At 71.5% G+C, this 23,147-nt stretch carries 21 protein-coding genes; 13 read left to right on the top strand and 8 right to left on the bottom strand.

All coding sequences use genetic code 11. The features are described from left to right. Window positions 1-19: 19 nt before the first annotated feature. Window positions 20-1,279, top strand: a complete 1,260-nt coding sequence (locus AB0N16_RS09110) for an RNA polymerase sigma factor (RefSeq protein WP_365794666.1) — start codon at window positions 20-22, stop codon at window positions 1,277-1,279. Further along, a complete protein-coding gene (locus AB0N16_RS09105) occupies window positions 1,276-1,560 on the top strand; it encodes a hypothetical protein (protein WP_365794664.1) in 285 nt (94 codons plus the stop codon). The genes AB0N16_RS09110 and AB0N16_RS09105 overlap by 4 nt, the downstream gene beginning before the upstream one ends. Here the strand turns inward: AB0N16_RS09105 and AB0N16_RS09100 are convergent. Further along, entirely contained in the window at window positions 1,538-2,731 is a 1,194-nt protein-coding gene (locus AB0N16_RS09100; protein WP_365794662.1) for a class I SAM-dependent methyltransferase, read from the bottom strand. The genes AB0N16_RS09105 and AB0N16_RS09100 overlap by 23 nt on opposite strands. Window positions 2,732-2,822: 91 nt before the next feature. Here AB0N16_RS09100 and AB0N16_RS09095 point away from each other — a divergent pair, with 91 nt between their 5' ends. The 4 genes from AB0N16_RS09095 to groL all read left to right on the top strand — a co-directional run bounded on the left by AB0N16_RS09095 (window position 2,823) and on the right by groL (window position 7,116). Beyond that, window positions 2,823-3,710: a polysaccharide deacetylase family protein gene (locus AB0N16_RS09095; RefSeq protein WP_365794660.1), complete on the top strand. Its 888-nt coding sequence runs from the start codon at window positions 2,823-2,825 to the stop codon at window positions 3,708-3,710. Next, entirely contained in the window at window positions 3,707-4,510 is an 804-nt protein-coding gene (locus AB0N16_RS09090) for a polysaccharide deacetylase family protein (protein WP_365794658.1), read from the top strand. The genes AB0N16_RS09095 and AB0N16_RS09090 overlap by 4 nt, the downstream gene beginning before the upstream one ends. A 553-nt stretch (window positions 4,511-5,063) precedes the next feature. Continuing rightward, a complete protein-coding gene (gene groES / locus AB0N16_RS09085) occupies window positions 5,064-5,372 on the top strand; it encodes a co-chaperone GroES (RefSeq protein WP_330459340.1) in 309 nt (102 codons plus the stop codon). 118 nt (window positions 5,373-5,490) lie between these two features. Next, a complete protein-coding gene (groL, locus tag AB0N16_RS09080) occupies window positions 5,491-7,116 on the top strand; it encodes a chaperonin GroEL (protein ID WP_365794656.1) in 1,626 nt (541 codons plus the stop codon). 159 nt (window positions 7,117-7,275) lie between these two features. Here groL and AB0N16_RS09075 read toward each other — a convergent pair whose 3' ends face one another. From AB0N16_RS09075 to AB0N16_RS09065, 3 genes are all read right to left on the bottom strand, one after another. After that, window positions 7,276-7,983, bottom strand: coding sequence for an ester cyclase (locus AB0N16_RS09075; protein ID WP_365794654.1), 708 nt, complete (start codon window positions 7,981-7,983; stop codon window positions 7,276-7,278). Between the two features lie 75 nt (window positions 7,984-8,058). After that, entirely contained in the window at window positions 8,059-8,832 is a 774-nt protein-coding gene (locus AB0N16_RS09070; protein ID WP_365794652.1) for an SDR family oxidoreductase, read from the bottom strand. 97 nt (window positions 8,833-8,929) lie between these two features. Further along, the gene (locus AB0N16_RS09065) at window positions 8,930-9,598 is read right to left on the bottom strand and encodes an MOSC domain-containing protein (protein WP_365794650.1); all 669 of its coding nucleotides are present in this window, start codon (window positions 9,596-9,598) and stop codon (window positions 8,930-8,932) included. Between the two features lie 79 nt (window positions 9,599-9,677). On the opposite strand from AB0N16_RS09065, the gene AB0N16_RS09060 reads away from it, so the two are divergent. Further along, a complete protein-coding gene (locus AB0N16_RS09060; protein WP_365794648.1) occupies window positions 9,678-10,577 on the top strand; it encodes a LysR family transcriptional regulator in 900 nt (299 codons plus the stop codon). Between the two features lie 70 nt (window positions 10,578-10,647). On the opposite strand, the gene AB0N16_RS09055 is transcribed toward AB0N16_RS09060, so the two are convergent. Then, window positions 10,648-10,977, bottom strand: coding sequence for a WhiB family transcriptional regulator (locus tag AB0N16_RS09055; protein WP_351693561.1), 330 nt, complete (start codon window positions 10,975-10,977; stop codon window positions 10,648-10,650). A 381-nt stretch (window positions 10,978-11,358) separates the two neighbouring features. Between AB0N16_RS09055 and AB0N16_RS09050 the strand changes: the two genes are divergently transcribed. The 4 genes from AB0N16_RS09050 to AB0N16_RS09035 all read left to right on the top strand — a co-directional run bounded on the left by AB0N16_RS09050 (window position 11,359) and on the right by AB0N16_RS09035 (window position 15,732). After that, entirely contained in the window at window positions 11,359-11,970 is a 612-nt protein-coding gene (locus AB0N16_RS09050; protein WP_003948568.1) for a response regulator transcription factor, read from the top strand. Window positions 11,971-12,247: 277 nt separating this feature from the next. After that, window positions 12,248-12,835: a sigma-70 family RNA polymerase sigma factor gene (locus tag AB0N16_RS09045; protein WP_351693558.1), complete on the top strand. Its 588-nt coding sequence runs from the start codon at window positions 12,248-12,250 to the stop codon at window positions 12,833-12,835. Between the two features lie 164 nt (window positions 12,836-12,999). Continuing rightward, window positions 13,000-14,502 carry an IMP dehydrogenase gene (gene guaB / locus AB0N16_RS09040; RefSeq protein ID WP_365794646.1) on the top strand — a complete coding sequence of 501 codons (1,503 nt, stop codon included), beginning with the start codon at window positions 13,000-13,002 and terminating at the stop codon, window positions 14,500-14,502. Window positions 14,503-14,607: 105 nt separating this feature from the next. Beyond that, window positions 14,608-15,732 carry a GuaB3 family IMP dehydrogenase-related protein gene (locus AB0N16_RS09035; protein WP_365794644.1) on the top strand — a complete coding sequence of 375 codons (1,125 nt, stop codon included), beginning with the start codon at window positions 14,608-14,610 and terminating at the stop codon, window positions 15,730-15,732. Between the two features lie 71 nt (window positions 15,733-15,803). On the opposite strand, the gene AB0N16_RS09030 is transcribed toward AB0N16_RS09035, so the two are convergent. Both AB0N16_RS09030 and AB0N16_RS09025 read right to left on the bottom strand, forming a co-directional pair. Continuing rightward, complete coding sequence (locus AB0N16_RS09030; protein ID WP_365794642.1) at window positions 15,804-16,355, bottom strand: hypothetical protein; 552 nt, start codon at window positions 16,353-16,355, stop codon at window positions 15,804-15,806. Between the two features lie 142 nt (window positions 16,356-16,497). Then, a complete protein-coding gene (locus tag AB0N16_RS09025) occupies window positions 16,498-17,706 on the bottom strand; it encodes a nucleotide sugar dehydrogenase (RefSeq protein ID WP_365794640.1) in 1,209 nt (402 codons plus the stop codon). Between the two features lie 290 nt (window positions 17,707-17,996). Between AB0N16_RS09025 and AB0N16_RS09020 the strand changes: the two genes are divergently transcribed. Next, window positions 17,997-19,703: a glycerol-3-phosphate dehydrogenase/oxidase gene (locus AB0N16_RS09020; protein ID WP_365794638.1), complete on the top strand. Its 1,707-nt coding sequence runs from the start codon at window positions 17,997-17,999 to the stop codon at window positions 19,701-19,703. 24 nt (window positions 19,704-19,727) lie between these two features. On the opposite strand, the gene AB0N16_RS09015 is transcribed toward AB0N16_RS09020, so the two are convergent. Next, the gene (locus AB0N16_RS09015; RefSeq protein WP_365794636.1) at window positions 19,728-20,771 is read right to left on the bottom strand and encodes a serine hydrolase domain-containing protein; all 1,044 of its coding nucleotides are present in this window, start codon (window positions 20,769-20,771) and stop codon (window positions 19,728-19,730) included. Window positions 20,772-20,941: 170 nt separating this feature from the next. Here AB0N16_RS09015 and AB0N16_RS09010 point away from each other — a divergent pair, with 170 nt between their 5' ends. After that, a complete protein-coding gene (locus tag AB0N16_RS09010) occupies window positions 20,942-23,041 on the top strand; it encodes a protein kinase (protein WP_365795220.1) in 2,100 nt (699 codons plus the stop codon). The last annotated feature ends 106 nt before the right edge of the window (window positions 23,042-23,147 follow it).

The following is a 23,147-nucleotide window of genomic DNA, read 5'->3' as shown; positions in this document are numbered from 1 at the left end:
GGGTGTCGAATGGGGGGCTGTGAGCACACAGCCCCCCGTCGACGCCGACGCCCGGCACGCCATCGAGACCGTCTTCCGCCTGGAGTCGCCCCGCGTGATCGCCGGCGTCGCCCGGATCGTCCGGGACGTCGGCATCGCGGAGGAACTGGCGCAGGACGCCCTGGTCGCCGCCCTGGAGCAGTGGCCCCGGGACGGGGTGCCCGACAACCCGGGCGCCTGGCTCACGGCCACCGCCCGCCATCGCGCCGTCGACCTGGTCCGGCGCCGGGAGAACTACGCCTGCAAGCTCGCGGAGATCGGCCGCGGGCTGGAGACGGCCGCCCCGCCGGAGGAGCCCGCCGACCCGGACGACATCGACGACGACCTGCTCCGCCTGGTCTTCACCGCCTGCCACCCGGTGCTGTCGCCGGAGGCCCGCACCGCCCTCACCCTGCGCCTCCTCGGCGGTCTGAGCACGGGCGAGATCGCCCGCGCCTTCCTCGTCCCCGAGCCGACCATCGCCCAGCGCATCGTCCGCGCCAAGCGCACCCTCGCCACCCGGAACATCGCCTTCGAGGTGCCCTACGGCCCCGACCGGGCGGCCCGGCTCGGCTCCGTGCTGGACGTCATCTACCTGATCCACAACGAGGGGTACGCGGCCACGGCGGGCGACGACTGGCTGCGCCCCTCGCTGTGCGAGGACGCGCTGCGGCTGGCCCGCGTGCTGTCCTCGCTGATGCCGAAGGAGCCGGAGGTGCACGCCCTCACCTCGCTCCTCGAGTTCCAGTCCGCCCGCACGGCCGCCCGCACCGGCCCGGACGGCGAGCCGGTCCTGCTCAGGGACCAGAACCGCCGCCGCTGGAACCGCATGCTCATCGCCCGCGGCATCCGGGCGCTGGCCCGCGCGGAGGCCACGGCGACGGGCGCCCCGGGGCCGTACGCCCTGCAGGCGGCCATCGCGGCCTGCCACGCGCACGCGTACACCTACGAGGAGACCGACTGGAGGTCCATCGCCACCCTGTACGGCCTGCTGGCCACCCGGTACCCGTCGCCGGTCGTGGAGCTGAACCGGGCGGTGGCCGTGTCGATGGCGGACGGCCCGGCGGCGGCGCTGGCGATCGTGGACCCGCTGACGGCCGAACCGGCCCTGCGCGAGTACCACTTGCTGCCCAGCGTGCGGGGTGACCTGCTGGCCCGCCTCGGGCGTACGGCGGAGGCCCGCGCGGAGTTCGAACGGGCGGCGCGGCTGGCGCGCAACGAGCGGGAGCGGGAGCTGCTGCTGGCCAGGGCGCGGGAGTGACAGCGAGGCGCTGCCGCGCGCTGCTGCGCGAGTCCGCCGGCGCCCCGTCCGTGATCGCCTTCGGCGGCACCGGCTCGGTCACGGCGGGCGAGCTGAACGCGGCCGGCTCGTCGATCAGCGCGAGCGGCAACGACGCCGTGTTACGGCCGTACTTCAACGGCGTCGCCTCGGCCGCGCGCACCGTCGCACCGCGCACGGACTCCGGTGAGCCCGCCGCGGCCGAGTCCGGCCGGGCGACCGACCGGAACCCGGCGTCGCTCAGGACGGCCCGGCGCCGGTAGCCGGCCGCGCGGGGGCGCCGACGAGCATGGTCGGCGCCCCCGCCACCCGGGTCAGGAACACGGTCGCCGCGTTCGGCCCCTGCGGTTTGACCTTCCTGCGCAGCTCCTCCGGCTCCACGGCCGAGCCGCGCTTCTTCACGGTCAGCGTGCCGACCTCGCGCTCCCGCAGCAGCGCCTTCAGCTTCTTCACGTTGAAGGGCAGCCGGTCGGTGATCTCGTACGGTGTCGCCCAGTCGGTGGCGCGCAGTCCGTCGGCCGTGATGTACGCGATCGTCGGGTCGACGAGCCCGCCGTCCAGTTCCTCGGCCACCTCGGCGACCAGATGGGCGCGGATGACCGCGCCGTCGGGCTCGTACAGGTACCGCCCCACGGGACGGACCTGAGGATCGGGCAGGCCTCGGCCGAGCAGTGTGCGCGGGCCGGGCAGGAGGGTGGCGCGGACCGCCCCCGGCGCCGTCCCGAACCAGAGCACCGCCTCCTTCACGTCGCCCGCGTCCGAGATCCACTCCGCCTCGGCGTCCGCCGGGACCGCCTCGTGCGGGACCCCGGGTGCGATCTTCAGCGCGGCGGTGTGCGAGGCGCCGCGGGCCGCCTCGATCGCCCAGGACAGGGGCGGCGAGTAGGCCTCCGGGTCGAAGATGCGGCCGCGGCCGCCGCGGCGGGCCGGGTCGACGAACACGGCGTCGTAGCCGGCCGTGTCCACCTCCGTGACGTCCGCCTCCCGGACCTCGATCAGACCGGCCAGCCCCAGCGCGTCGGCGTTCGCCCGCGCCGCGGCCGCCGTCACCGGGTCCCGGTCCACGGCGAGCACCCGGATCCCCGCCCGCGCGAGCGCGATCGCGTCGCCCCCGATCCCGCAGCACAGGTCGGCGACCGAGGTCACCCCGAGCGCCGTCAGCCGCTGGGCCCGGTACGCGGCGACACTCGCCCGCGTCGACTGCTCAACCCCGTTCGGCGTGAAGAACATGCGGTCCGCGTCCGCCTCCCCGAACTTCACCGCCGCCCGCTGCCGCAGCCGGGCCTGGGCGAGCGCCGCCGACACCAGTTCGGCGGGGTGCTCGCGGCGCAGCCGGGTGGCCACGGCGAGTTCGTCGGCGGGCGCGGTGCCGCGCACCTGGGCGAGGAGGGCGCGGCCCTCGGGGGAGAGGAGGGGGGCGAGGAGGTCGTTCACCGGGTCATTGTCGGCCAGTCGGTGGATGGTTCGCCTCCGGCGGCGGTGTCGGCGCCGGTTCCGGGGGAGGGGCCTGGAAGGATCCGACGCCATGCGAGTAGTCGTACAAAATGACAAAAAAGGGTTGACGGCGGGCGTCGTGGGCCTGCTGGCCGCGGCCGCCCTGATGTCCGGCTGCGCGGGGCCGGACACCGGCTCCACCGCCCGTCCCGCCGCCGGCCAGCAGCCGCACCGGGCGGCGCCCGCCCCCGACTCCCACGCCGCCCTGGTCGCCGCCGCCAGGCGCTGGGGCCTGGACGCGGTCCCGCTGCGGCCCCCGGCCCCGCCGAAGGTGAAGCCGCGCATCACCGCGCGCGACGGCTTCGAGGTGGACGGGCAGGAGGAGGACGACCTGCCCCCGGTCTTCACCACGATCCCGACCAGGCAGAAGGTCGTCTTCCTGACCATCGACGACGGCTGGAACAAGGACCCGCGGTTCCTCCGCATGATGAACGACCTGCGGATCCCCTACACCGCGTTCCTCAGCAACTACCTGGTCAAGGACGACTACGGCTTCTTCCGCACGATGCAGGCCGAGGGCCACACCCTCAACAACCACACCCTGACCCACCCCTATCTGCCCGGTCTGTCCTACGAGGAGCAGAAGGACGAGATCTGCGGCATGCAGGCGATCATGAAGAAGCAGTTCGGCAAGGCGCCGACGGTCTTCCGGCCGCCCTACGGCAACTACAACGGCGACACCCTGCGCGCCGCCAAGTCGTGCGGCATCAAGTACGCGCCCATCTGGGACGAGGAGGTGTTCGTCGACCACTGGGAGTACCGCGAGTGGGACCGCGGCCTGCACCCCGGTGACATCGTGCTCACGCACTTCCGGGGCAAGGACGACTGGGACGGCACGATGATCGACGACATGCGCCGCTTTCTGAACAAGGTCACCCGCGAGGGCTATGCGGTGGCGCGCCTGGAGGACTACCTGTGAGCCGGCCGAGGGCGACGGCCGCGCTGCTGACCGCCGCCCTCCTCCTGGCGGGCTGCGCGCAGTCCGTCGACCCGATCGAACGGCTGGGCAAGAAGGCGGCCGACCGGGTACGGCCGCACGGGCCGGCCGGCGAACAGCCGTACCGCCACTGGGGCCTGACCGCGCCCCTGCTTCCGGCGCCGCACCCACCGCTCCACCCGCTCGCTCTCCATACGGCCCACCCCCCGGTCGTCGATCACGTCACCACCACCGACAAGGTCGTCTTCCTCACCTACGACGACGGCGCCGAGAAGGACCCCCGGTTCGTGGACATGGTCCGTGAACTGCGGCTCCCGGTGAGCATGTTCCTCACGGACAGCGTGGTCGGCCCCGGGTACGGCCACTTCGCCCGTCTCCAGGAGGTCGGCGCGAGCATCCAGAACCACACCCTCGACCACCCGGCCATGCCCGGCCTGCCCTACGCCGGCCAGCGCGCCGAGATCTGCGGCCAGCAGGAGAAACTCAGGTCCCGCTTCGGCATCCGCCCCCGGCTCTTCCGCCCGCCCTACGGCACGTACGACAGCGCCACCCTGCGCGCGGCGGCCGACTGCGGGATGACGGCGGTGGTCCTGTGGCGCGCGGCGATGACGGCCGACGGCATCGCCTACCGCCACGGTGAGAAGCGGTTGCGCCCCGGCGACATCGTCCTGGTCGGCCCGGACGAGGCCACGGGCCTGCCCCTGCGCGAACGCACGACCCGCCTGCTGCGCCGGGTCCAGGAGGACGGCCTGACGGTGGGCCGTCTGGAGGACTACCTGTAGGACCGACCGGCCCCTTTTCCCGGCCCGTGCGGCGTTCGGGTTCCCAGGCCGTGCGGCGTTCGGGTTCCCGGGCTGTGCGGCGTTCGGGTTTCCGGGCTGTGCGGCGTTCGGGTTTCCGGGCTGTGCGGCGTTCGGGTTCCCAGGCCGTGCGGCGTTCGGGTTCCCGGCCCGTGCGGCGTTCGGGTTCCCAGGCCGTGCGGCGTTCGGGTTCCCGGCCCGTGCGGCGTTCGGGTTTCCGGGCTGTGCGGCGTTCGGGTTCCCGGCCCGTGCGGCGTTCGGGGACGAGGCCGAAGGCCGGAAGCGGGGGTCCGAGGGCGGCGGCCCCAGGGACGGTCACCGCGGCCCCGGGCACCGTTTTTCCGGCGCCGCGCCGCACGCAATTGGCACTCCGCTTGACCGAGTGCTAATCGCGGTCATAGTCTCAGCTCTGGCACTCGGCAGATGAGAGTGCCAACAACGCGACGGGCAGGTCCGGCACCCGCGACGACGGATCCACCTGGTCGCCACCTCAGACAGTTAACCCCGTGAGATCTCCGAAGGGGGAGGTCGGATCGTGACGACCACCAGCTCCAAGGTTGCCATCAAGCCGCTCGAGGACCGCATTGTGGTCCAGCCGCTCGACGCCGAGCAGACCACCGCCTCTGGCCTGGTCATCCCGGACACCGCGAAGGAGAAGCCCCAGGAGGGCGCCGTCCTCGCCGTGGGTCCGGGCCGCTTCGAGAACGGCGAGCGCCTGCCGCTCGACGTCAAGGTCGGCGACATCGTGCTGTACAGCAAGTACGGCGGCACCGAGGTGAAGTACAACGGCGACGAGTACCTCGTCCTCTCGGCTCGCGACGTGCTCGCGATCATCGAGAAGTAGTTCACCCCAAGCACATTCTGCTTTGAGCTGCGCCCCTGGCCCCCGCGACCTTATGAAGCCGGGCGTCGGGGGCGCGGTTCGTTTCACCCACGTTTTCCGAGAGGGCTGAACCGCTCCCATGGCGAAGATCCTGAAGTTCGACGAGGACGCCCGTCGCGCCCTCGAGCGCGGCGTCAACAAGCTTGCCGACACGGTCAAGGTGACGATCGGCCCCAAGGGCCGCAACGTCGTCATCGACAAGAAGTTCGGCGCCCCCACCATCACCAACGACGGTGTCACGATCGCCCGCGAGGTCGAGATCGAGGACCCGTACGAGAACCTCGGTGCCCAGCTGGTGAAGGAGGTGGCGACCAAGACCAACGACATCGCGGGTGACGGTACGACCACCGCCACCGTGCTGGCCCAGGCGCTGGTCCGCGAGGGCCTCAAGAACGTCGCCGCGGGTGCCTCCCCGGCCGCCCTGAAGAAGGGCATCGACGCCGCCGTCGCCGCCATCTCCGAGGACCTGCTCGCGACGGCCCGGCCGATCGACGAGAAGTCCGACATCGCCGCCGTCGCCGCGCTGTCCGCCCAGGACCAGCAGGTCGGCGAGCTCATCGCCGAGGCGATGGACAAGGTCGGCAAGGACGGTGTCATCACCGTCGAGGAGTCCAACACCTTCGGTCTGGAGCTGGACTTCACCGAGGGCATGGCCTTCGACAAGGGCTACCTGTCGCCGTACTTCGTGACGGACCAGGAGCGCATGGAGGCCGTCCTGGAGGACCCCTACATCCTCATCAACCAGGGCAAGGTCTCCTCCATCGCGGACCTGCTCCCGCTGCTCGAGAAGATCATCCAGAGCAACGCCTCCCGCCCGCTGCTGATCATCGCCGAGGACGTCGAGGGCGAGGCGCTCTCCACCCTCGTCGTCAACAAGATCCGCGGCACCTTCAACGCGGTCGCGGTCAAGGCCCCCGGCTTCGGCGACCGCCGCAAGGCGATGCTGGAGGACCTGGCGGTCCTCACCGGCGCCACGGTCATCTCCGAGGAGGTCGGCCTCAAGCTCGACCAGGTCGGCCTGGACGTGCTGGGCTCCGCCCGCCGTGTCACGGTCACCAAGGACGACACCACGGTCGTCGACGGCGCCGGTGACTCCGGTGCCGTCACCGGCCGCGTCGCCCAGATCAAGGCCGAGATCGAGAACACGGACTCCGACTGGGACCGCGAGAAGCTCCAGGAGCGCCTCGCGAAGCTGGCCGGCGGCGTGTGCGTGATCAAGGTCGGCGCCGCCACCGAGGTGGAGCTGAAGGAGAAGAAGCACCGTCTGGAGGACGCCATCTCCGCGACCCGCGCCGCGGTCGAGGAGGGCATCGTCTCCGGTGGTGGCTCCGCGCTCGTCCACGCCGCGAAGGTGCTGGAGGGCGGCCTGGGCAAGACCGGCGACGAGGCCACCGGTGTCGCCGTGGTCCGCCGCGCGGTCGTCGAGCCGCTGCGCTGGATCGCCGAGAACGCCGGCCTGGAGGGCTACGTCATCACCTCCAAGGTCGCCGAGCTGGAGAAGGGCCAGGGCTTCAACGCCGCCACCGGCGAGTACGGCGACCTGGTCAAGGCCGGCGTCATCGACCCGGTCAAGGTCACCCGCTCCGCCCTGGAGAACGCCGCCTCCATCGCCTCCCTCCTCCTGACGACCGAGACCCTGGTCGTCGAGAAGAAGGAAGAGGAGGAGCCGGCCGCCGGTGGTCACTCCCACGGCCACTCCCACTGAGGCAACGCCCCGGTAGCAGAAGAAGCCCCCGTCCCCGGTCGTCCGCCGGGAACGGGGGCTTCGCCCCTCGCGGGTACTTCCTACTGTCGTACCACTTCGCCGCTCGTACTACTTCGCGGCCGCTGTCGCCTCAGTTCTCCGGCGGGGCCGGCGCTCCGATCATCTCTGCAGCGCGTCCAGCGCTCCGAGCCGCTCCATCAGCCCGAGCCGGTCGTACTGCAACCAGCCCTCGGCCATCTTCCCGTCGGCGTCGAAGCGGTGGATCGTCGTCCCGGCCATGGTGACCTGCCGGCCGGTGTTCGGCACCCCCATGAACGCCGCCTGCTGCACACCCGTCCAGAGCCACCTGGTGCACACCCGGTCGCCCTGGGAGATCTGGTCCTCGATGAGGAACGAGAAGTCGAAGGCCTCCCGCCACATCTCCAGCTTGCGGCGCATCGCGTCCATGCCGATGGTGTCCTGGCCCTCGACCGGATCGTGGTCGTGGTAGTCCTCGGTGATCAGGCCGTCCAGCGGAACCAACGGACCGGGCGCGGCGATCGTCTCGAAGAACCGCCGTGCGGTGTCGGCGTACCACCGCTCGTCGCGCACCACGTCCAGGTCCGTGAACGTCGGCATCCCCTCGCAGAGTGCCAGCATCTCGTCGAGGACCTGGTCGGTCTCCGGCCGGTTCGAGTTCCGCATCGCCTCCTCGTACGAGGGGAACTCCACGATCTCGACGACGTGCGACGCGTCGGAGCGGTCCTTGCCGACCACCGCGTGCGTCGCCGTCCGCTTCCCCTTGCTCTGCGTGACCCACCTGTCCATCAGCCGGTCCATCTCGGCCGGCCGGCTGGTCCTGCACTCGATGAGCTGTACGAACGTCATGCCACCGCCTCCGGCCCCCCTGGGTCCGGTACCGTCACGCCCATTTTCCCACCGGGAGAAGTGGCACCGCAGCCGTCACTGCGGCCCGTACTTGCGTCCCGTCTTCGAGGTGATCCCGCCCAGCAGCCCGCGCGGGGCCAGCTTCGCCAGGCCGGTCAGCACCTTGTACCGCGGGTCCGGGATCGACAGCGTCTTGCCGCGCGCGAGGTCGGCGAGGGCCGCCTCGACCAGCTTGTCGGCGTCCAGCCACATCCAGTCCGGGATGTTGTCCGTGCCCATCCCGGCCCGCTGATGGAACTCGGTGCGCACGAAACCGGGCGCCAGCGCCATCAGCCGGACGCCGGTCCCCGCCAGGTCGCGCGCCGCTCCCTGGGTGAACTGCACGACCCACGCCTTCGACGCGCCGTAGGTGCCCCGGGGCACGAAGGCAGCCACCGAGGCCACGTTGACGACACCGCCGCGCCCGCGCTCCCGCATCGCCTCGGCCGCCGCCGAGGTCAGCCGCAGCACCGCCTCGCAGTGCACCTTGAGCATCTTCAGCTCGTCGGCCATCGAGACGTCCAGATAGCGGCCCTTGTTGCCGAAGCCGGCGTTGTTGATCAGCAGGTCGACGGGGTTCCGGCGGTCGCCGAGGCGGGTGGCGACCGACTCGATTCCGGTGTCCTCGGCGAGGTCGGCGGTGAGCACCTCCGCCTCGATGCCGTGCCGGTCGTGCAGCTCGGTCGCCTGTTCGCGCAGCCGTTTGGTGTCCCGGGCCACCAGGACGAGGTTGTGCCCGTCCGCCGCCAGCCGCCGCGCGAACGCGGCACCGATCCCCGCGGTCGATCCCGTAATCAGAGCCGTTGTCATGGCCCAAGGGTAGTTACCCGGACTGACGGCGTCCGCTGCGCGCACCAGCTCTCCCGATGGGTGAAGCGCCGGTGAACGGCTCGCGGGTGACGGCCGTTCAGTCCGCCCGCACCGCCACGTACTTCCGGGCCAGTGCCAGCGATTCCGGGTGCAGGGCCGCGCCCGCCGCGAGGAGCCGGGGCAGCAGTTCCCGCTCGGTGGTGGTCGCGCGGAACTCCATTGCCGCCGTCACCTCGTGGGCCGGCCGGTGCACGATCTCGATCGGGTCGCCGGCCCGGATCTCACCCGGTTCGATCACCCGGAGGTAGGCACCGGTCGCACCCTTCCGCGTGAACCTCTTCACCCATCCCCGCTCGCCCAGATGGCCCTGAAAAGTACGGCACGGGATGCGCCCGGAGGTGACCTCCAGTACGACCCAGGAGCCGATCCGCCAGCGCTCGCCGATCAGCGCGTCCGACACGTTCAGCCCGTTTGTCGTGAGGTTCTCACCGAAACAGCCGTTCGGCAGCGGCCTGCCCAGCTCCTTCTCCCAGGCGTCGAGGTCCTCGCGCGCGAACGCGTACACCGCCTGGTCGTCGCCGCCGTGGTGGCGCAGCTCGCACACCGCGTCCCCGGCCAGTCCGCTGCCCGCGACCCCCTTCGGCCCGGGTGCCTGCACCCGCACCGGGCCGTCCGTGGGCCGCTTGTCGATGCCGGTCACGCCGTCCTTCTGGTCCGTGTGGGGCGACGGCGTCGGGATTCCGAGGTTCACCGAGAGAAGCTCCATGGTCCGACGGTACGGGACCATCCTCAAAGCGTCGACGCATTATTGGGCATGCTGTCCAAGTCCGCCTTATGCTCGCAGGGTGATAGAGGCCCGTCATCTTCGTGTCCTGCGTGCCGTCGCCACCACCGGTTCCTTCTCGGCGGCGGGACGCGAACTGGGCTGCACCCAGCCGGCCGTCAGCCAGCAGATGAAGGCCCTGGAGACCTCCGTCGGCACCCCCCTGCTGGTGCGCAACGGCCGCGAGATGCGCCTGACCCAGGCGGGCGAGGCTCTCGTGCGGCACGCGTCGGGGATCCTCGCCGGGCTCACCGCCGCCGAGGAGGAGGTCGCCGCGATCGCCGGCCTGCGCGCCGGCCGGGTCCGCCTGGTGTCCTTCCCGAGCGGCAGCTCCACCCTGGTCCCGACGGCACTGGCCGCCCTGCGCGCGGCCCACCCCGGCACCCGGGTCTCCCTGGAGGAAGCCGAGCCGCCGAAGTCCGTGGAACTGCTGCGCGCGGGCGACTGCGACATCGCGCTGGCCTTCCGCTACGAGGGCGCGGCCGGCGCCGAGGAGTGGGACGACCTGGTGGTGCGGCCGCTGCTGACGGACCGGCTGGTGGGCCTGCTGCCCGAACGGCACCGGCTCGCGCACGCGGCGTCGGTCGCCCTCGGGGAACTCGCCGACGAGCCCTGGATCGCGGGCTGCCCGCGCTGCCGGGGACAACTCGTCCAGGCGTGCGAGAACGTGGGCTTCACGCCCCGCATCGACTTCGCCACCGACGACTACCCGGCCGTGGTCGGCCTGGTCGGCGCCGGTCTGGGCGTCGCGGTCCTGCCCCAGCTGGCGGTCGAGTCGGTACGTCCGAGAGGTGCGCGCACAGTGGCGCTGGAACCCGCCGTGGTGCGGGAGATCGTCGCCCTGACCCTGCCCGACCTGGCACAGGTGCCGGCGGTGGCGGCGACGCTGGAACAGCTGCGCCGGGCGGCCCGGCGGGCGTAGGGCGACGGGCGGCCCGCTCGGCAGCGGTTGAAGAAACGTTCTTTCAGGTGTGCGGGAGTAACCGGCTCTTTCAGGTGTGCGGGAGGGGGTCGCCGCTGGTCGTCGATGCCGACACCAGCCTGTTGCGCGCCCTCCCCATGAGCTCTTCGCGCTCGTCCTCGGTCAGGCCGCCCCAGACGCCGTACGGCTCGCGGACCGCCAGCGCGTGCGCCGCGCACTCCGCGCGGACCGGGCACCTCATGCAGACCTCCTTGGCCGAGTTCTCACGGGCACTCCGAGCCGCCCCGCGCTCGCCCTCGGGATGGAAGAAGAGCGAGCTGTCGACCCCACGGCAGGCGGCCAGGAGCTGCCAGTCCCACAGGTCCGCGTTCGGTCCGGGAAGGCGGGAGAAATCTGCCATTACGTGACCCCTTGTAGCCGTTCTGGGCGGATACGGTGCCAACGACCGTACATCTCCGGTCTAGAGAGATGAAAATATGACTCATTGCGAATCTAGCTCCAGACACCGTGAAACGGGAAGAAAAAGGTCTAAATGGGGCATTGGATGTGATGAAAAGTTGAGGGTCTGACGTCCATGTCTGCACCGTGTCCGTCCCCTCACGTAGAGTGCCGAAGATGGCAGGCAGCCCCGTAACTCTTTCGAGTGACCGTCGTTGAGAGTGCGGAGGCGGTTGAAACAACAAGCGCTCGGGCAGGCGTCCGAGACGGTCGACCGCACAGGTGACGATTCCGTACCAGCCTGGAGGCTCAAGGTGACGCGCATCAGCTGCGGAGGGCGGTCATGACATCCGTCCTCGTCTGCGACGACTCCCCGCTTGCCCGAGAGGCGCTGCGCCGCGCGGTGGCGACCGTGCCCGGCGTCGAGCGCGTGACCACGGCGGCCAACGGCGAGGAAGTCCTCCGCCGCTGGGGCGCCGACCGCTCCGACCTGATCCTGATGGACGTGCGCATGCCCGGACTGGGCGGTGTCGAGACGGTGCGCCGGCTGCTGTCGGCCGACCCCGGCGCGCGGATCATCATGCTCACGGTCGCCGAGGACCTGGACGGGGTGGCCCTGGCCGTCGCCGCCGGTGCCCGCGGCTACCTGCACAAGGACGCCTCGCGCGCGGAACTGCGCGCGACCGTCACCCAGGCGCTCGCCGACCCCACCTGGCGGCTGGCGCCCCGCCGTCTCCGCTCGGCCGAGATGGGCGCCGCGCCCACTCTCACCGCGCGCGAGATCCAGGTCCTGGAGGGCATGAGCCACGGCCGCTCCAACGCCGAGATCGGCCGCGAGCTGTTCCTCTCCGAGGACACCGTGAAGACCCATGCCCGGCGCCTGTTCAAGAAGCTCGGTGCCTCCGACCGCGCCCACGCGGTGGCCCTCGGCTTCCGCTGGGGACTGGTCCGTTAGCAGGGCGCTGAGCTGCGCCGCAGCGGGACCGCGGACCGACCGGGCGCCCCCGCCTACCGCACGGTGGGCGGGGTCCGCAAGACGGAGCGCCGGAGGCCCGCTGCTCGTTTCGGCGCCGATGCCGCATCCTTGAGGTGTGGAGTCTCTCGGGGACGAGTCGTTCGAGCGGAAGGGGAGGGCGCAAGGGATGAGTTCCGGCGCACCTGCTCATAACGCTTCGGTGCACAACGACGGACGTGGTGCCACACCGCCGACGGCAGCAGGGCACGATGGACCGATGCGCGACGACGAGGCGGTCACCGCCATAGGGACGATCGGCGCTCTCGTCCATCGCGCCGTCGACGGGGACGAGCAGGCCACGCACGACCTGCTCGCCCATGTTCACCCACTCGCGCTGCGCTACTGCCGCACGCGCCTGTCCCGCCTTCCGGGCGACGCCCGCCACTTCGTGGAGGACCTGGCCCAGGAGGTCTGCGTGGCGGTTCTCCTCGCGCTGCCCCGCTACCGCGACACCGGCCGCCCCTTCGAGGCCTTCGTCTTCGCCATCGCCTCCCACAAGGTCGCCGACCTCCAGCGGGCCGCGATGCGCCATCCGGGCTCCACGGCCGTCCCCTCCGACGAGATGCCGGAACGCCCCGACGACTCCCTCGGCCCCGAGGAGCGGGCGCTGCTCAGCAGCGACGCCGAATGGGCCAAGAAACTCCTGGCCAACCTCCCCGAGAACCAGCGCGAGCTTCTTCTCCTGCGCATCGCGGTGGGCCTCACCGCCGAGGAGACGGGCCAGATGTTGGGAATGTCACCGGGCGCGGTCCGGGTTGCCCAGCACCGGGCCCTGAGCCGGCTGCGCGCCCTGGCGGAGCAGTAGCGGAGCAGCGGCCGTACGGCCCCCCGGCCCCCGATGAACAGGCGGCCGCACATTTCCGTACGAACATACGAAGCCTGAAGCTGAGTCGTACCGTGGAATTTGGGGCCTGTGCTTCCCGTTAGCATGGACATCCGCACCGTTCAAGGCCATTTGGGGAAGGTGTCATGACTGCCAACGTCGACGGAGTGCCCGGAAAATTCGCGACACTCGGGCTTACCTACGACGACGTGCTGCTGCTGCCGGGCGCATCCGAGGTGCTCCCGAACGCGGTCGACACCTCGTCCCGCATCTCCCGCAACGTCCGGGTCAACATCCCGCTCCTGTCGGCGGCGATGGACAAGGTCACCGAGGCCCGCATGGCGATCGCCATGGCCCGCCTCGGCGGCGTCGGCGTGCTGCACCGCAACCTGTCGGTCGAGGACCAGGTCAACCAGGTCGACCTGGTCAAGCGGTCCGAGTCCGGCATGGTCACCGACCCCATCACGGTGCGCCCGGAGGCGACCCTCGCCGAGGCCGACGCCCTGTGCGCCAAGTTCCGGATCAGCGGTGTGCCCGTCACCGACCCGGCCGGCAAGCTGCTCGGCATCGTCACCAACCGCGACATGGCCTTCGAGAGCGACCGCACCCGCCGCGTGCACGAGGTCATGACCCCGATGCCGCTGGTCACCGGCAAGGTCGGCATCTCCGGCACCGAGGCCATCCAGCTGCTGCGCAAGCACAAGATCGAGAAGCTGCCGCTGGTCGACGACGAGGGCGTGCTCAAGGGCCTGATCACGGTCAAGGACTTCGTCAAGGCCGAGAAGTACCCGAGCGCCGCCAAGGACGCCGAGGGCCGCCTGCTCGTCGGCGCCGCCGTCGGCGCCAGCCCCGAGGCGCTGGAGCGGGCCCAGGCGCTCGCCGAGGCCGGCGCGGACTTCCTGGTCGTCGACACCTCGCACGGCCACAACAGCAACGCCCTCAGCTGGATGGCGAAGATCAAGTCGAGCGTGGACGTCGACGTGATCGGCGGCAACGTCGCCACCCGCGACGGCGCCCAGGCGCTCATCGACGCCGGTGTCGACGGCATCAAGGTGGGTGTGGGCCCCGGCTCCATCTGCACCACGCGCGTGGTCGCCGGCATCGGTGTCCCGCAGGTCACCGCCATCTACGAGGCGTCCCTCGCGGCCCGCCCGGCCGGCATCCCGCTGATCGGCGACGGCGGTCTGCAGTACTCCGGTGACATCGGCAAGGCCCTTGCGGCCGGTGCCGACACCGTGATGCTCGGCAGCCTGCTGGCCGGCTGCGAGGAGTCGCCCGGCGAGCTCCTCTTCATCAACGGCAAGCAGTTCAAGTCGTACCGCGGCATGGGATCGCTCGGTGCGATGCAGTCCCGCGGCCAGGGCCGGTCGTACTCGAAGGACCGGTACTTCCAGGCCGAGGTGGCCTCCGACGACAAGCTCGTGCCCGAGGGCGTCGAGGGACAGGTGCCCTACCGCGGCCCGCTCTCCAACGTGCTGCACCAGCTCGTCGGAGGACTGCGCCAGACCATGGGCTACGTGGGCGCCGCCACCATCGAGGAGATGGAGTCCAAGGGCAGGTTCGTCCGCATCACCTCCGCGGGCCTCAAGGAGAGCCACCCGCACGACATCCAGATGACGGTCGAGGCGCCGAACTACAGCCGCAAGTAGTCACCACGGCCTTTCCAGGGCGGCCCCGGACCCACCGGGGCCGCCCTTGCCGTACCCGTCGGCGATACTGGAAGACGCTGAAACGAAGAGGGAAAGGCCACAGACGTGACTGAGATCGAGATCGGGCGCGGCAAGCGCGGCCGCCGGGCGTACGCCTTCGACGACATCGCCGTCGTCCCCAGCCGCCGTACGCGGGACCCGAAGGAGGTCTCGATCGCCTGGCAGATCGACGCCTACCGCTTCGAGTTGCCGTTCCTGGCCGCCCCCATGGACTCGGTCGTCTCCCCGGCCACCGCCATCCGCATCGGCGAGCTCGGCGGCCTCGGCGTGCTCAACCTCGAAGGTCTCTGGACCCGGCACGAGGACCCGCAGCCGCTGCTCGACGAGATCACCGAGCTGCCCGCCGAGCAGGCCACCCGCCGCCTCCAGGAGATCTACGCGGCCCCCATCAAGGAGGAGCTGATCGGCGCGCGCATCAAGGAGGTGCGCGACTCCGGCGTGGTCACGGCGGCCGCGCTCTCCCCGCAGCGCACCGCCCAGTTCTCCAAGGCGGTGGTGGACGCGGGCGTGGACATCTTCGTCATCCGCGGTACGACGGTCTCGGCGGAGCACGTCTCGTCCTCGCACGAGCCGCTCAACCTGAAGCAGTTCATCTACGAGCTCGACGTCCCGGTGATCGTCGGCGGCTGCGCCACCTACACGGCGGCCCTGCACCTGATGCGCACGGGTGCCGCGGGTGTGCTCGTCGGCTTCGGCGGCGGCGCCGCCCACACCACGCGCAACGTGCTCGGCATCCAGGTCCCGATGGCCACCGCGGTCGCCGACGTGGCGGCGGCTCGTCGTGACTACATGGACGAGTCCGGCGGCCGGTACGTCCACGTGATCGCCGACGGTGGTGTCGGCTGGTCCGGAGACATCCCCAAGGCGATCGCCTGCGGTGCGGACGCCGTGATGATGGGCTCCCCGCTCGCCCGTGGGACGGACGCGCCGGGCAAGGGCCACCACTGGGGCATGGAGGCGGTCAACGAGGAACTGCCGCGTGGCAAGAAGGTCGACCTCGGCACGGTCGGCACCGTCGAGGAGATCCTCACCGGCCCGTCCCACACCCCCGACGGCTCAATGAACCTCTTCGGCGCGCTGCGGCGGGCGATGGCCACGACCGGCTACAGCGAGCTGAAGGAGTTCCAGCGCGTCGAGGTGACGGTGGCGGACAGCCAGCACAAGCGGTAGCCCCCCGAGGGCGCGCGAAGGGCCGGTCACCCGAAGCGGGTGACCGGCCCTTCGCGCGTGCCGCGGGCCGGTCAGGCCGCCGCCTTCCTGGCGCCCGAGAACGCCGCCCACCCGGCGATCGCGAAGAAGAGGAAGGTCAGCGGGTCGGCCTCTTCCTTCCAGGCGTCCTGGACGATGCCGAAGTGCTGGAAGAACACCTCGGAGAAGCTCACGCCGAGCTGGTCGGCGCCGATCATCGCCTCGCCGACCAGCTGGCCCAGGTAGACGGAGCCGAGCGCGAGGACGGCGCTGACGACGGCGAGCATCGGGTTGCGGCCGCCGAGCCTGCCGGCCGCGAGGCCTATGACGAAGCCGACACCGACCGCCGCCCAGCCGATCTCGTGCTTGGTGAGGCCGATGACCACGCCGTAGAGGGCGGCGGCGGCCACGGCCGCGACGGCGGCGGCGACCAGGCCGACGGCGACATTGCCCCGGAGCGGCGCGGGCGGCGCCGGAGGCGGGGGTACGGCGCCGGGCTGGGCGGCGTACGGCGCGGGCGCCTGCTGCTGGGCGAACGGGTTGCCGTCGGCGGGCCGCGGCTCCGGCTGCGACTGGGGCTGCGGTGGTGGAGCTGACTGGCTCATGACAGAAAATCCCCCCTGGTGGATCACTTCGAGAACGACGAGGTGAAGAGACGTGCGCACACCTGTGCGACGAGTGAGGGGAGACTAACAGGAGCCTGTGACAACCCTCCTGGCGTTTTCCGTGCCGGGCGCGCGGGAGCGTTCAGAGCCGGTGCGCCGCCCCCGTCGGTGTCGCCCCGCGCGTGTCAAGGAGCAGCTGTGCCTTCACCGACAGGCCCTGGAGGTCGTACGTCCGGTGCTGCTGGACCAGGATCGTCAGATCGGCGTCGGCCGCCGCCTCGTAGAGGGAGTCCGCGCGGGGGACCGGGCGTTCCAGGACGTTCCAGGACGCGATGTGCGGGTCGTGGTAGCTGACCGAGGCGCCCAGTTCCATCAGCCGGATCGCGATCTCACGGGCGGGCGTGGCCTGCTGGTCGGCGAGGTCGGCCTTGTAGGTGACGCCGAGCAGCAGCACGCGCGCGCCGCGGGCCGACTTGCCGTGCTCGTTGAGAAGCGCGGCGGCGCGCTGGACGACGTACCCGGGCATCCGGTTGTTGACCTGCTGGGCCAGTTCCACCATGCGCAGGCCGCGACCGGCGACGCCGGACAGGTCCTGGGCGACCCCGTGGCCGCCGATACCGGGGCCGGGGCGGAAGGCCTGGAAGCCGAACGGCTTGGTCTCCGCGCAGCGGATCACGTCCCACAGGTCGACGCCCAGGTCATGGCAGAGGACGGCCATTTCGTTGACGAGGGCGATGTTGACATGCCTGAAGTTGGTCTCCAGGAGCTGCACGGTCTCGGCTTCGCGCGGGCCACGCGCGCGTACCACCTTGTCGGTGAGCCGGCCGTAGAACGCGGCGGCCGACTCCGTGCAGGCGGGCGTGAGTCCGCCGATGACCTTCGGGGTGTTGGCCGGGGTGAAGTCGCGGCTGCCGGGATCCACCCGGCTGGGCGAGTAGGCGAGATGGAAATCGCGCCCCGCGCGCAGGCCCGAACACTTCTCCAGCAGGGGTCGCAGGAAGTCCTCCGTCGTCCCCGGGTGGACCGGCGACTCCAGGATCACCGTGGTGTGCGGGCGCAGCCGCTCGGCCAGGGTGCGGGCCGCGCCCTCCACCCGGCTCAGGTCGAGCCCGCCGTCGGCGTCGCGCGGGGTCGGCGCGCAGATCACGGCCGTCCGCACCCGCCCCAGCTCGGCCGGGTCCTTGGCGACCCGGAAGCCCCTCGAGAGCATCCGGCGAAGCTCGGCGGGGCTGAGTGAGCCCGCCTCGGGACCGGTGGCGTACCCGATCGTGGGGATGCCGGCGGCCACGGCGGCCTGGGCGAGGGGCAGGCCGTAGGGACCGAGTCCCATGACGGCGAGGTCTGCGGGCATGGCGTGGGCCGTCCTTCCCAGTAACCGACGCGGGACAGGTGCGCAAGCCCTGTGGACAGGATGAGCGAAGCGCAATGTCAGACTAGGAGTAAATATGAACGTTATGTGGGATTGTGTCCGTGTGTCTTCCGGGGGTTCGGTGAGGGTTGTCCACAGGCTGCGGGCGCGTGGTGGCTGAAGTCGGGGAACGCGGTCAGACTTTGGGCATGGGCCTCGCCTGCCGGGTGTGGCCGATGCGACCGACGACCGACGACGAGCCATGACCGATGGCGGCAGAGCGGGAGGCAGCGGTGAGGACAGCGACACTGGGGCCGAAGCAACGGGCGGAGTCCTTGGCGGCCATGGCCGAGCGCGAGCTGGACGTGCTGGTCGTGGGCGCTGGGGTGGTGGGCGCCGGAACCGCGCTGGACGCGGCCACCCGGGGCCTGAACACCGGCATCGTCGAGGCCCGTGACTGGGCCTCCGGCACCTCCAGCAGGTCCAGCAAGCTGATCCACGGCGGGCTGCGCTATCTGGAGATGCTCGACTTCGCCCTGGTCCGCGAGGCCCTCAAGGAGCGCGGCCTGCTGCTGGAGCGTCTCGCCCCGCACCTGGTCAAGCCGGTGCCGTTCCTCTACCCGCTCCAGCACCAGGGCTGGGAGCGCCTGTACGCGGGCTCGGGCGTCGCGCTCTACGACGCGATGTCGATGGCCCGCGGGCACGGCCGGGGCCTGCCCGCCCACCGTCACCTGAGCCGCCGTCACGCCCTGCGCGTCGCGCCCGCCCTGCGCAAGGACGCCCTGGTCGGCGCCATCCAGTACTACGACGCCCAGATGGACGACGCCCGCTATGTGGCGACCCTGGTGCGCACGGCGGTGTCCTACGGCGCGAAGGCCGCCAACCGAGCGCGCGTGACCGGGTTTCTGCGCGAGGGCGAGCGCGTCGTCGGGGCCCGCGTGCAGGACGTGGAGGGCGGCGGGGAGTACGAGATCCATGCCCAGCAGGTCGTCAACGCGACCGGTGTGTGGACCGACGACACCCAGGCGATGGTCGGCGAGCGCGGCCAGTTCCACGTCCGCGCCTCCAAGGGCATCCACCTGGTCGTCCCCAAGGACCGCATCCACTCCACGACCGGCCTGATCCTGCGCACCGAGAAGTCCGTCCTGTTCGTCATCCCCTGGGGCCGGCACTGGATCGTCGGGACGACCGACACCGACTGGGACCTCGACAAGGCTCACCCGGCCGCCTCCAGCGCCGACATCGACTACCTGCTGAACCACGTCAACTCGGTGCTCGCGGTGCCGCTGTCGCGCGACGACGTCCAGGGCGTGTACGCGGGGCTGCGCCCGCTGCTGGCCGGCGAGTCCGACGCCACCAGCAAGCTGTCGCGCGAGCACACGGTCGCGCATCCGGTGCCGGGACTCGTGGTCGTCGCGGGCGGCAAGTACACGACGTACCGGGTGATGGCCAAGGACGCCGTCGACGAGGCGGTGCACGGGCTCGACATGCGGGTCGCGGAGTGCGTCACCGAGGACACCCCGCTGCTCGGCGCGGAGGGCTACCGGGCGATGTGGAACGCGCGAGCGCGGATCGCCGCCCGCACCGGCATCCACGTGGTCCGGGTCGAGCACCTGCTGAACCGGTACGGCTCGATGGCGGACGAGGTCCTCGAGCTCATCGCCGCCGATCCGGGGCTCGGCGAGCCGCTCTCGGCCGCCGACGACTATCTGCGCGCCGAGGTCGTCTACGCCGCCTCCCACGAGGGCGCCCGCCACCTCGACGACGTCCTCACCCGCCGTACCCGCATCTCCATCGAGACCTTCGACCGGGGCACCCGCAGCGCCCGCGAGGCCGCCGAGCTGATGGCGCCGGTCCTCGGCTGGGACAAGGACCAGATCGAGCGGGAGGTCGAGCACTACGAGAAGCGGGTGGAGGCGGAGCGGGAGTCCCAACTCCAGCCTGACGACCAGACGGCCGACGCGGCCCGCCTGGGAGCCCCGGACATCGCACCCCTCTGAAAGCGGTGGCGCGCGCCGGCCGTGCTACCGGCCGCGAGGGCAGAACTCGGCCGCGAGCAGTGCGGGTTCGAGGTCAGGGTCCCCGACCGCCGTCGTGTTCACGCGGAACGTGAGGACATGCCGGCCGCCGATCGAGACGGCACTGCGCACATAGCTGCCCGCGATCCGGCCGTTGTGCCCCCACACCGTGGTCCCGCACGGCAGCCGCACAGGAAAGATCCCCAGGCCGTACACCCCGTGTGCGGCACGGGTGCTGAGCATCTCGCGCAGCCAGTGCGAGGGCAGCAGCTCGCCGCCCAGCAGCGCCGCGTAGAAGCGGTCCAGGTCGTCTAGCGTGGTCACCAGCTCACCCGCTGCGCCGGCCACGCGCGGGTCGAGCTCGGTGACGTCGGAGCCGTCGGCCGCGTAGGCGCGGCCGTGCGGCGCGGGCAGGAAGGCACGGGCACCCGGGAAGGACGTGCCGGTGAGACGGAGGGGTGTGATGATGCGGCGCCGCGCCTCGGCGGCGTACGAGTGACCGGTGACCCGGCGGACGACCATGCCGAGCACGACGTAGTCGGTGCTGGAGTACGAGTAGCGGCCGAGGCCGGTCGATGGGAGGGCGAGCGCGATACGTACGGCCTGAAGCGGGGTCAGGGGGACGGCCCCTCGGGTGAGCTCGGTGAAGTCGGCGAGCCCGCTGGTGTGGCCGAGCAGGGCGCGCAGGGTGATCCGCCGCCCGTCGCCGCCCCGGCCGCGCAGCAGCCCCGGCAGGTACCGCTCGACGGGGTCGGACAGGGACAGCCGGTGTTCCGCGGCCAGTTGCAGGACGACGGTGGCGACGAAGGTCTTGGTGATGCTGCCGGCGCGGAAGTGGTCGGAACGGGTGATACCCCGGCCGGCGGCCGCGTAGCGGACGTCGTCGCCGTCGCGGTCCAGGAGGGCGGCCGCGGGGGCCCGCCCTTTGGTGACGAACTGTGACAGGAGCGGGTCCGTGGTGTCCGCCGCGGACGCGGAACCGGTGGTCAACGGGGCGAACAGCAGGGCGAGGGAGGCCGGTATGACCATCATTGTCCGAAGCGACGGCATCCGGGTTCCTCCCTTCCACGGCCCATCATCCCGGCCCGGGTGACGCCCTCGTCACCGGGGGTTCCGGTCGGCCGGCCCCGATGCGCGGTCAGGGGGCCCCTGGGCGTCGGGCACTTGTCGGGTGAGGGACAATGAAGGCTCTGTCAGGGCGGGTTGTCATGAGGGGACGCATGTCGGAGGCGGAGCGGGCGGGGACTTCTCGTCAGGAGACTCGTCAGGACAACAGCGAGCGTCTTCTCGCCGGGCGGTACCGGCTGGGAGGAGTGCTCGGCCGCGGCGGCATGGGCACCGTGTGGCGGGCCGAGGACGAGACCCTGGGCCGGACGGTGGCCGTCAAGGAACTGCGGTTCCCGTCGAACATCGACGAGGAGGAGAAGCGGCGCCTGATCACGCGCACCCTGCGCGAGGCCAAGGCGATCGCCCGGATCCGCAACAACAGCGCGGTGACGGTCTTCGACGTGGTCGAGGAGGACGACCGGCCCTGGATCGTGATGGAGCTGGTCGAGGGCAAGTCGCTGGCCGAGGTGATCCGGGAGGACGGCCTGCTCAAGCCCAGGCGCGCGGCCGAGGTCGGGCTCGCGATCCTGGACGTGCTGCGCTCGGCGCACCGTGAGGGCATCCTGCACCGGGACGTGAAGCCGTCCAACGTGCTGATCTCCGAGGGCGACGGCCGGGTCGTGCTCACCGACTTCGGTATCGCCCAGGTCGAGGGCGACCCGTCGATCACCTCCACCGGCATGCTCGTCGGCGCCCCCTCCTACATCTCCCCGGAGCGGGCCCGCGGTCACAAGCCCGGCCCGGCGGCCGACCTGTGGTCGCTCGGCGGCCTGCTGTACGCGGCGGTCGAGGGCGCCCCGCCGTACGACAAGGGGTCGGCGATCGCCACGCTGACCGCGGTGATGACCGAACAGCTGGAGGAGCCCAAGAACGCGGGCCCGCTCAGGGACGTCATCTACGGGCTGCTCACCAAGGACCCGGCTCAGCGGCTGGACGACGCCGGCGCGCGGGCGATGCTCAACGCGGTGATCAACGCGCCCGAGGAACTGCCCGTCGACGCCACGCGGGTCGTGCCGCTGCCCCCGCAGCCGGACGCGCCGCAGGCGGAGAAGGGCGCCGGGGCCAGGCGGGGCGAGGAGGCCGGGGAGAAGCTGCGCGGGGCGCTGCGGTCCGTGCGGAAGGCCGCGGGAGCGGCGGGTGCCGCGTCCGCGACCCGGACGAAGAGCCCCGCCGTGGAGGCGGGGGGCGCCAAGGGCGGTTCGGTCGCTTCCGGCGCGGCCCCGGTCTCCGGCTCGGCGGGCGGCGCACGTCCCGCTGCCGGTCCCGTCACCGGTTCCGCCGCCGGTTCCGGTGCCGGCGGTGGATCGGCGGGGGCCAAGCCCGCCGCCGGCAAGGCGAGTTCCGGCTGGCCCGTGGTGCCGCCGCCGGATCTGGACCTGGCTCCCCGGCCCGTGCCCCGGGCTCCGCTCACGGACGTGGTGCCGAAGCGGACCCTGGTGATCATCGCCGTGGTGGTGGTGCTCGCGGTGCTGGGTACCGTGCTCGCCCTCACGCTGGGCGGCGGCGACGGGGATGACAAGGGGAGCGGCAAGAGCGGCGGTTCCAAGGCGGTGGCCAGCTCGGGCGCGAGCGCGAGCGCGAGTTCCGGTTCGGGGTCCGGCGGGGGGTCCTCCACCAAGGAGGACACGAGCGGCGGCAAGCAGGCGGACGGTGGCTCCGCGGCCGCGGGGAGCGCCGGCGACACCGGCGCTTCGGACGACGACGATTCCTCGGCGTCGAACTCCAGTGGCAGTGACAGCGGCAGTGGCAGTGGCAGCGGTAGTGGCAGCGGCAGTGACAGCGCCTCGGTGGTGCAGACGTACCACGGGGGCCAGGGGTACTCGATCGGACTGCCCAAGGGCTGGAAGTTCCAGACCGGCAGCTCCGCCGGGGACCGGTTCACCGGGCCCGACGGGCAGAAGCTGCTGATCGCCTGGACGAGCACGCCCAAGGACGACCCGGTGGCGGACTGGAAGAACCAGGAGCGTTACATGGTGCGCTCCCAGTACCAGAAGATCCGGATAGCGGCGGTGAGCTACCGCGGCTGGAACACGGCTGACTGGGAGTTCACCTACGTCGACGGCGGCACCAAGTACCGGACCATCGACCGCGGGTTCGTCGTCAGCCCGAAGCAGGGGTACGCGCTGATGTACACCGCGAAGGCCGCCGACTGGAGCAGTGAGCTGCGCAAGGACACCTGGAAGACGCTGGCGGCGAGCTTCGAGCCGAAGTGACAAATTCGCATCCCCTCAATGCGACTTGCCTCCGGCACGTATCGTGAGTGGTTGCGGACCGTACGCATCCAGGTAGGTGTGCGGAACGGGCCGCGAAACGAACGGA

It is taken from the genome of Streptomyces sp. NPDC051105, from assembly GCF_040682795.1.
Taxonomy (GTDB): domain Bacteria; phylum Actinomycetota; class Actinomycetes; order Streptomycetales; family Streptomycetaceae; genus Streptomyces.
The sequence above is the reverse complement of the archived record's forward strand: the minus strand, read 5'-3'. Positions and strand labels throughout refer to the sequence as shown.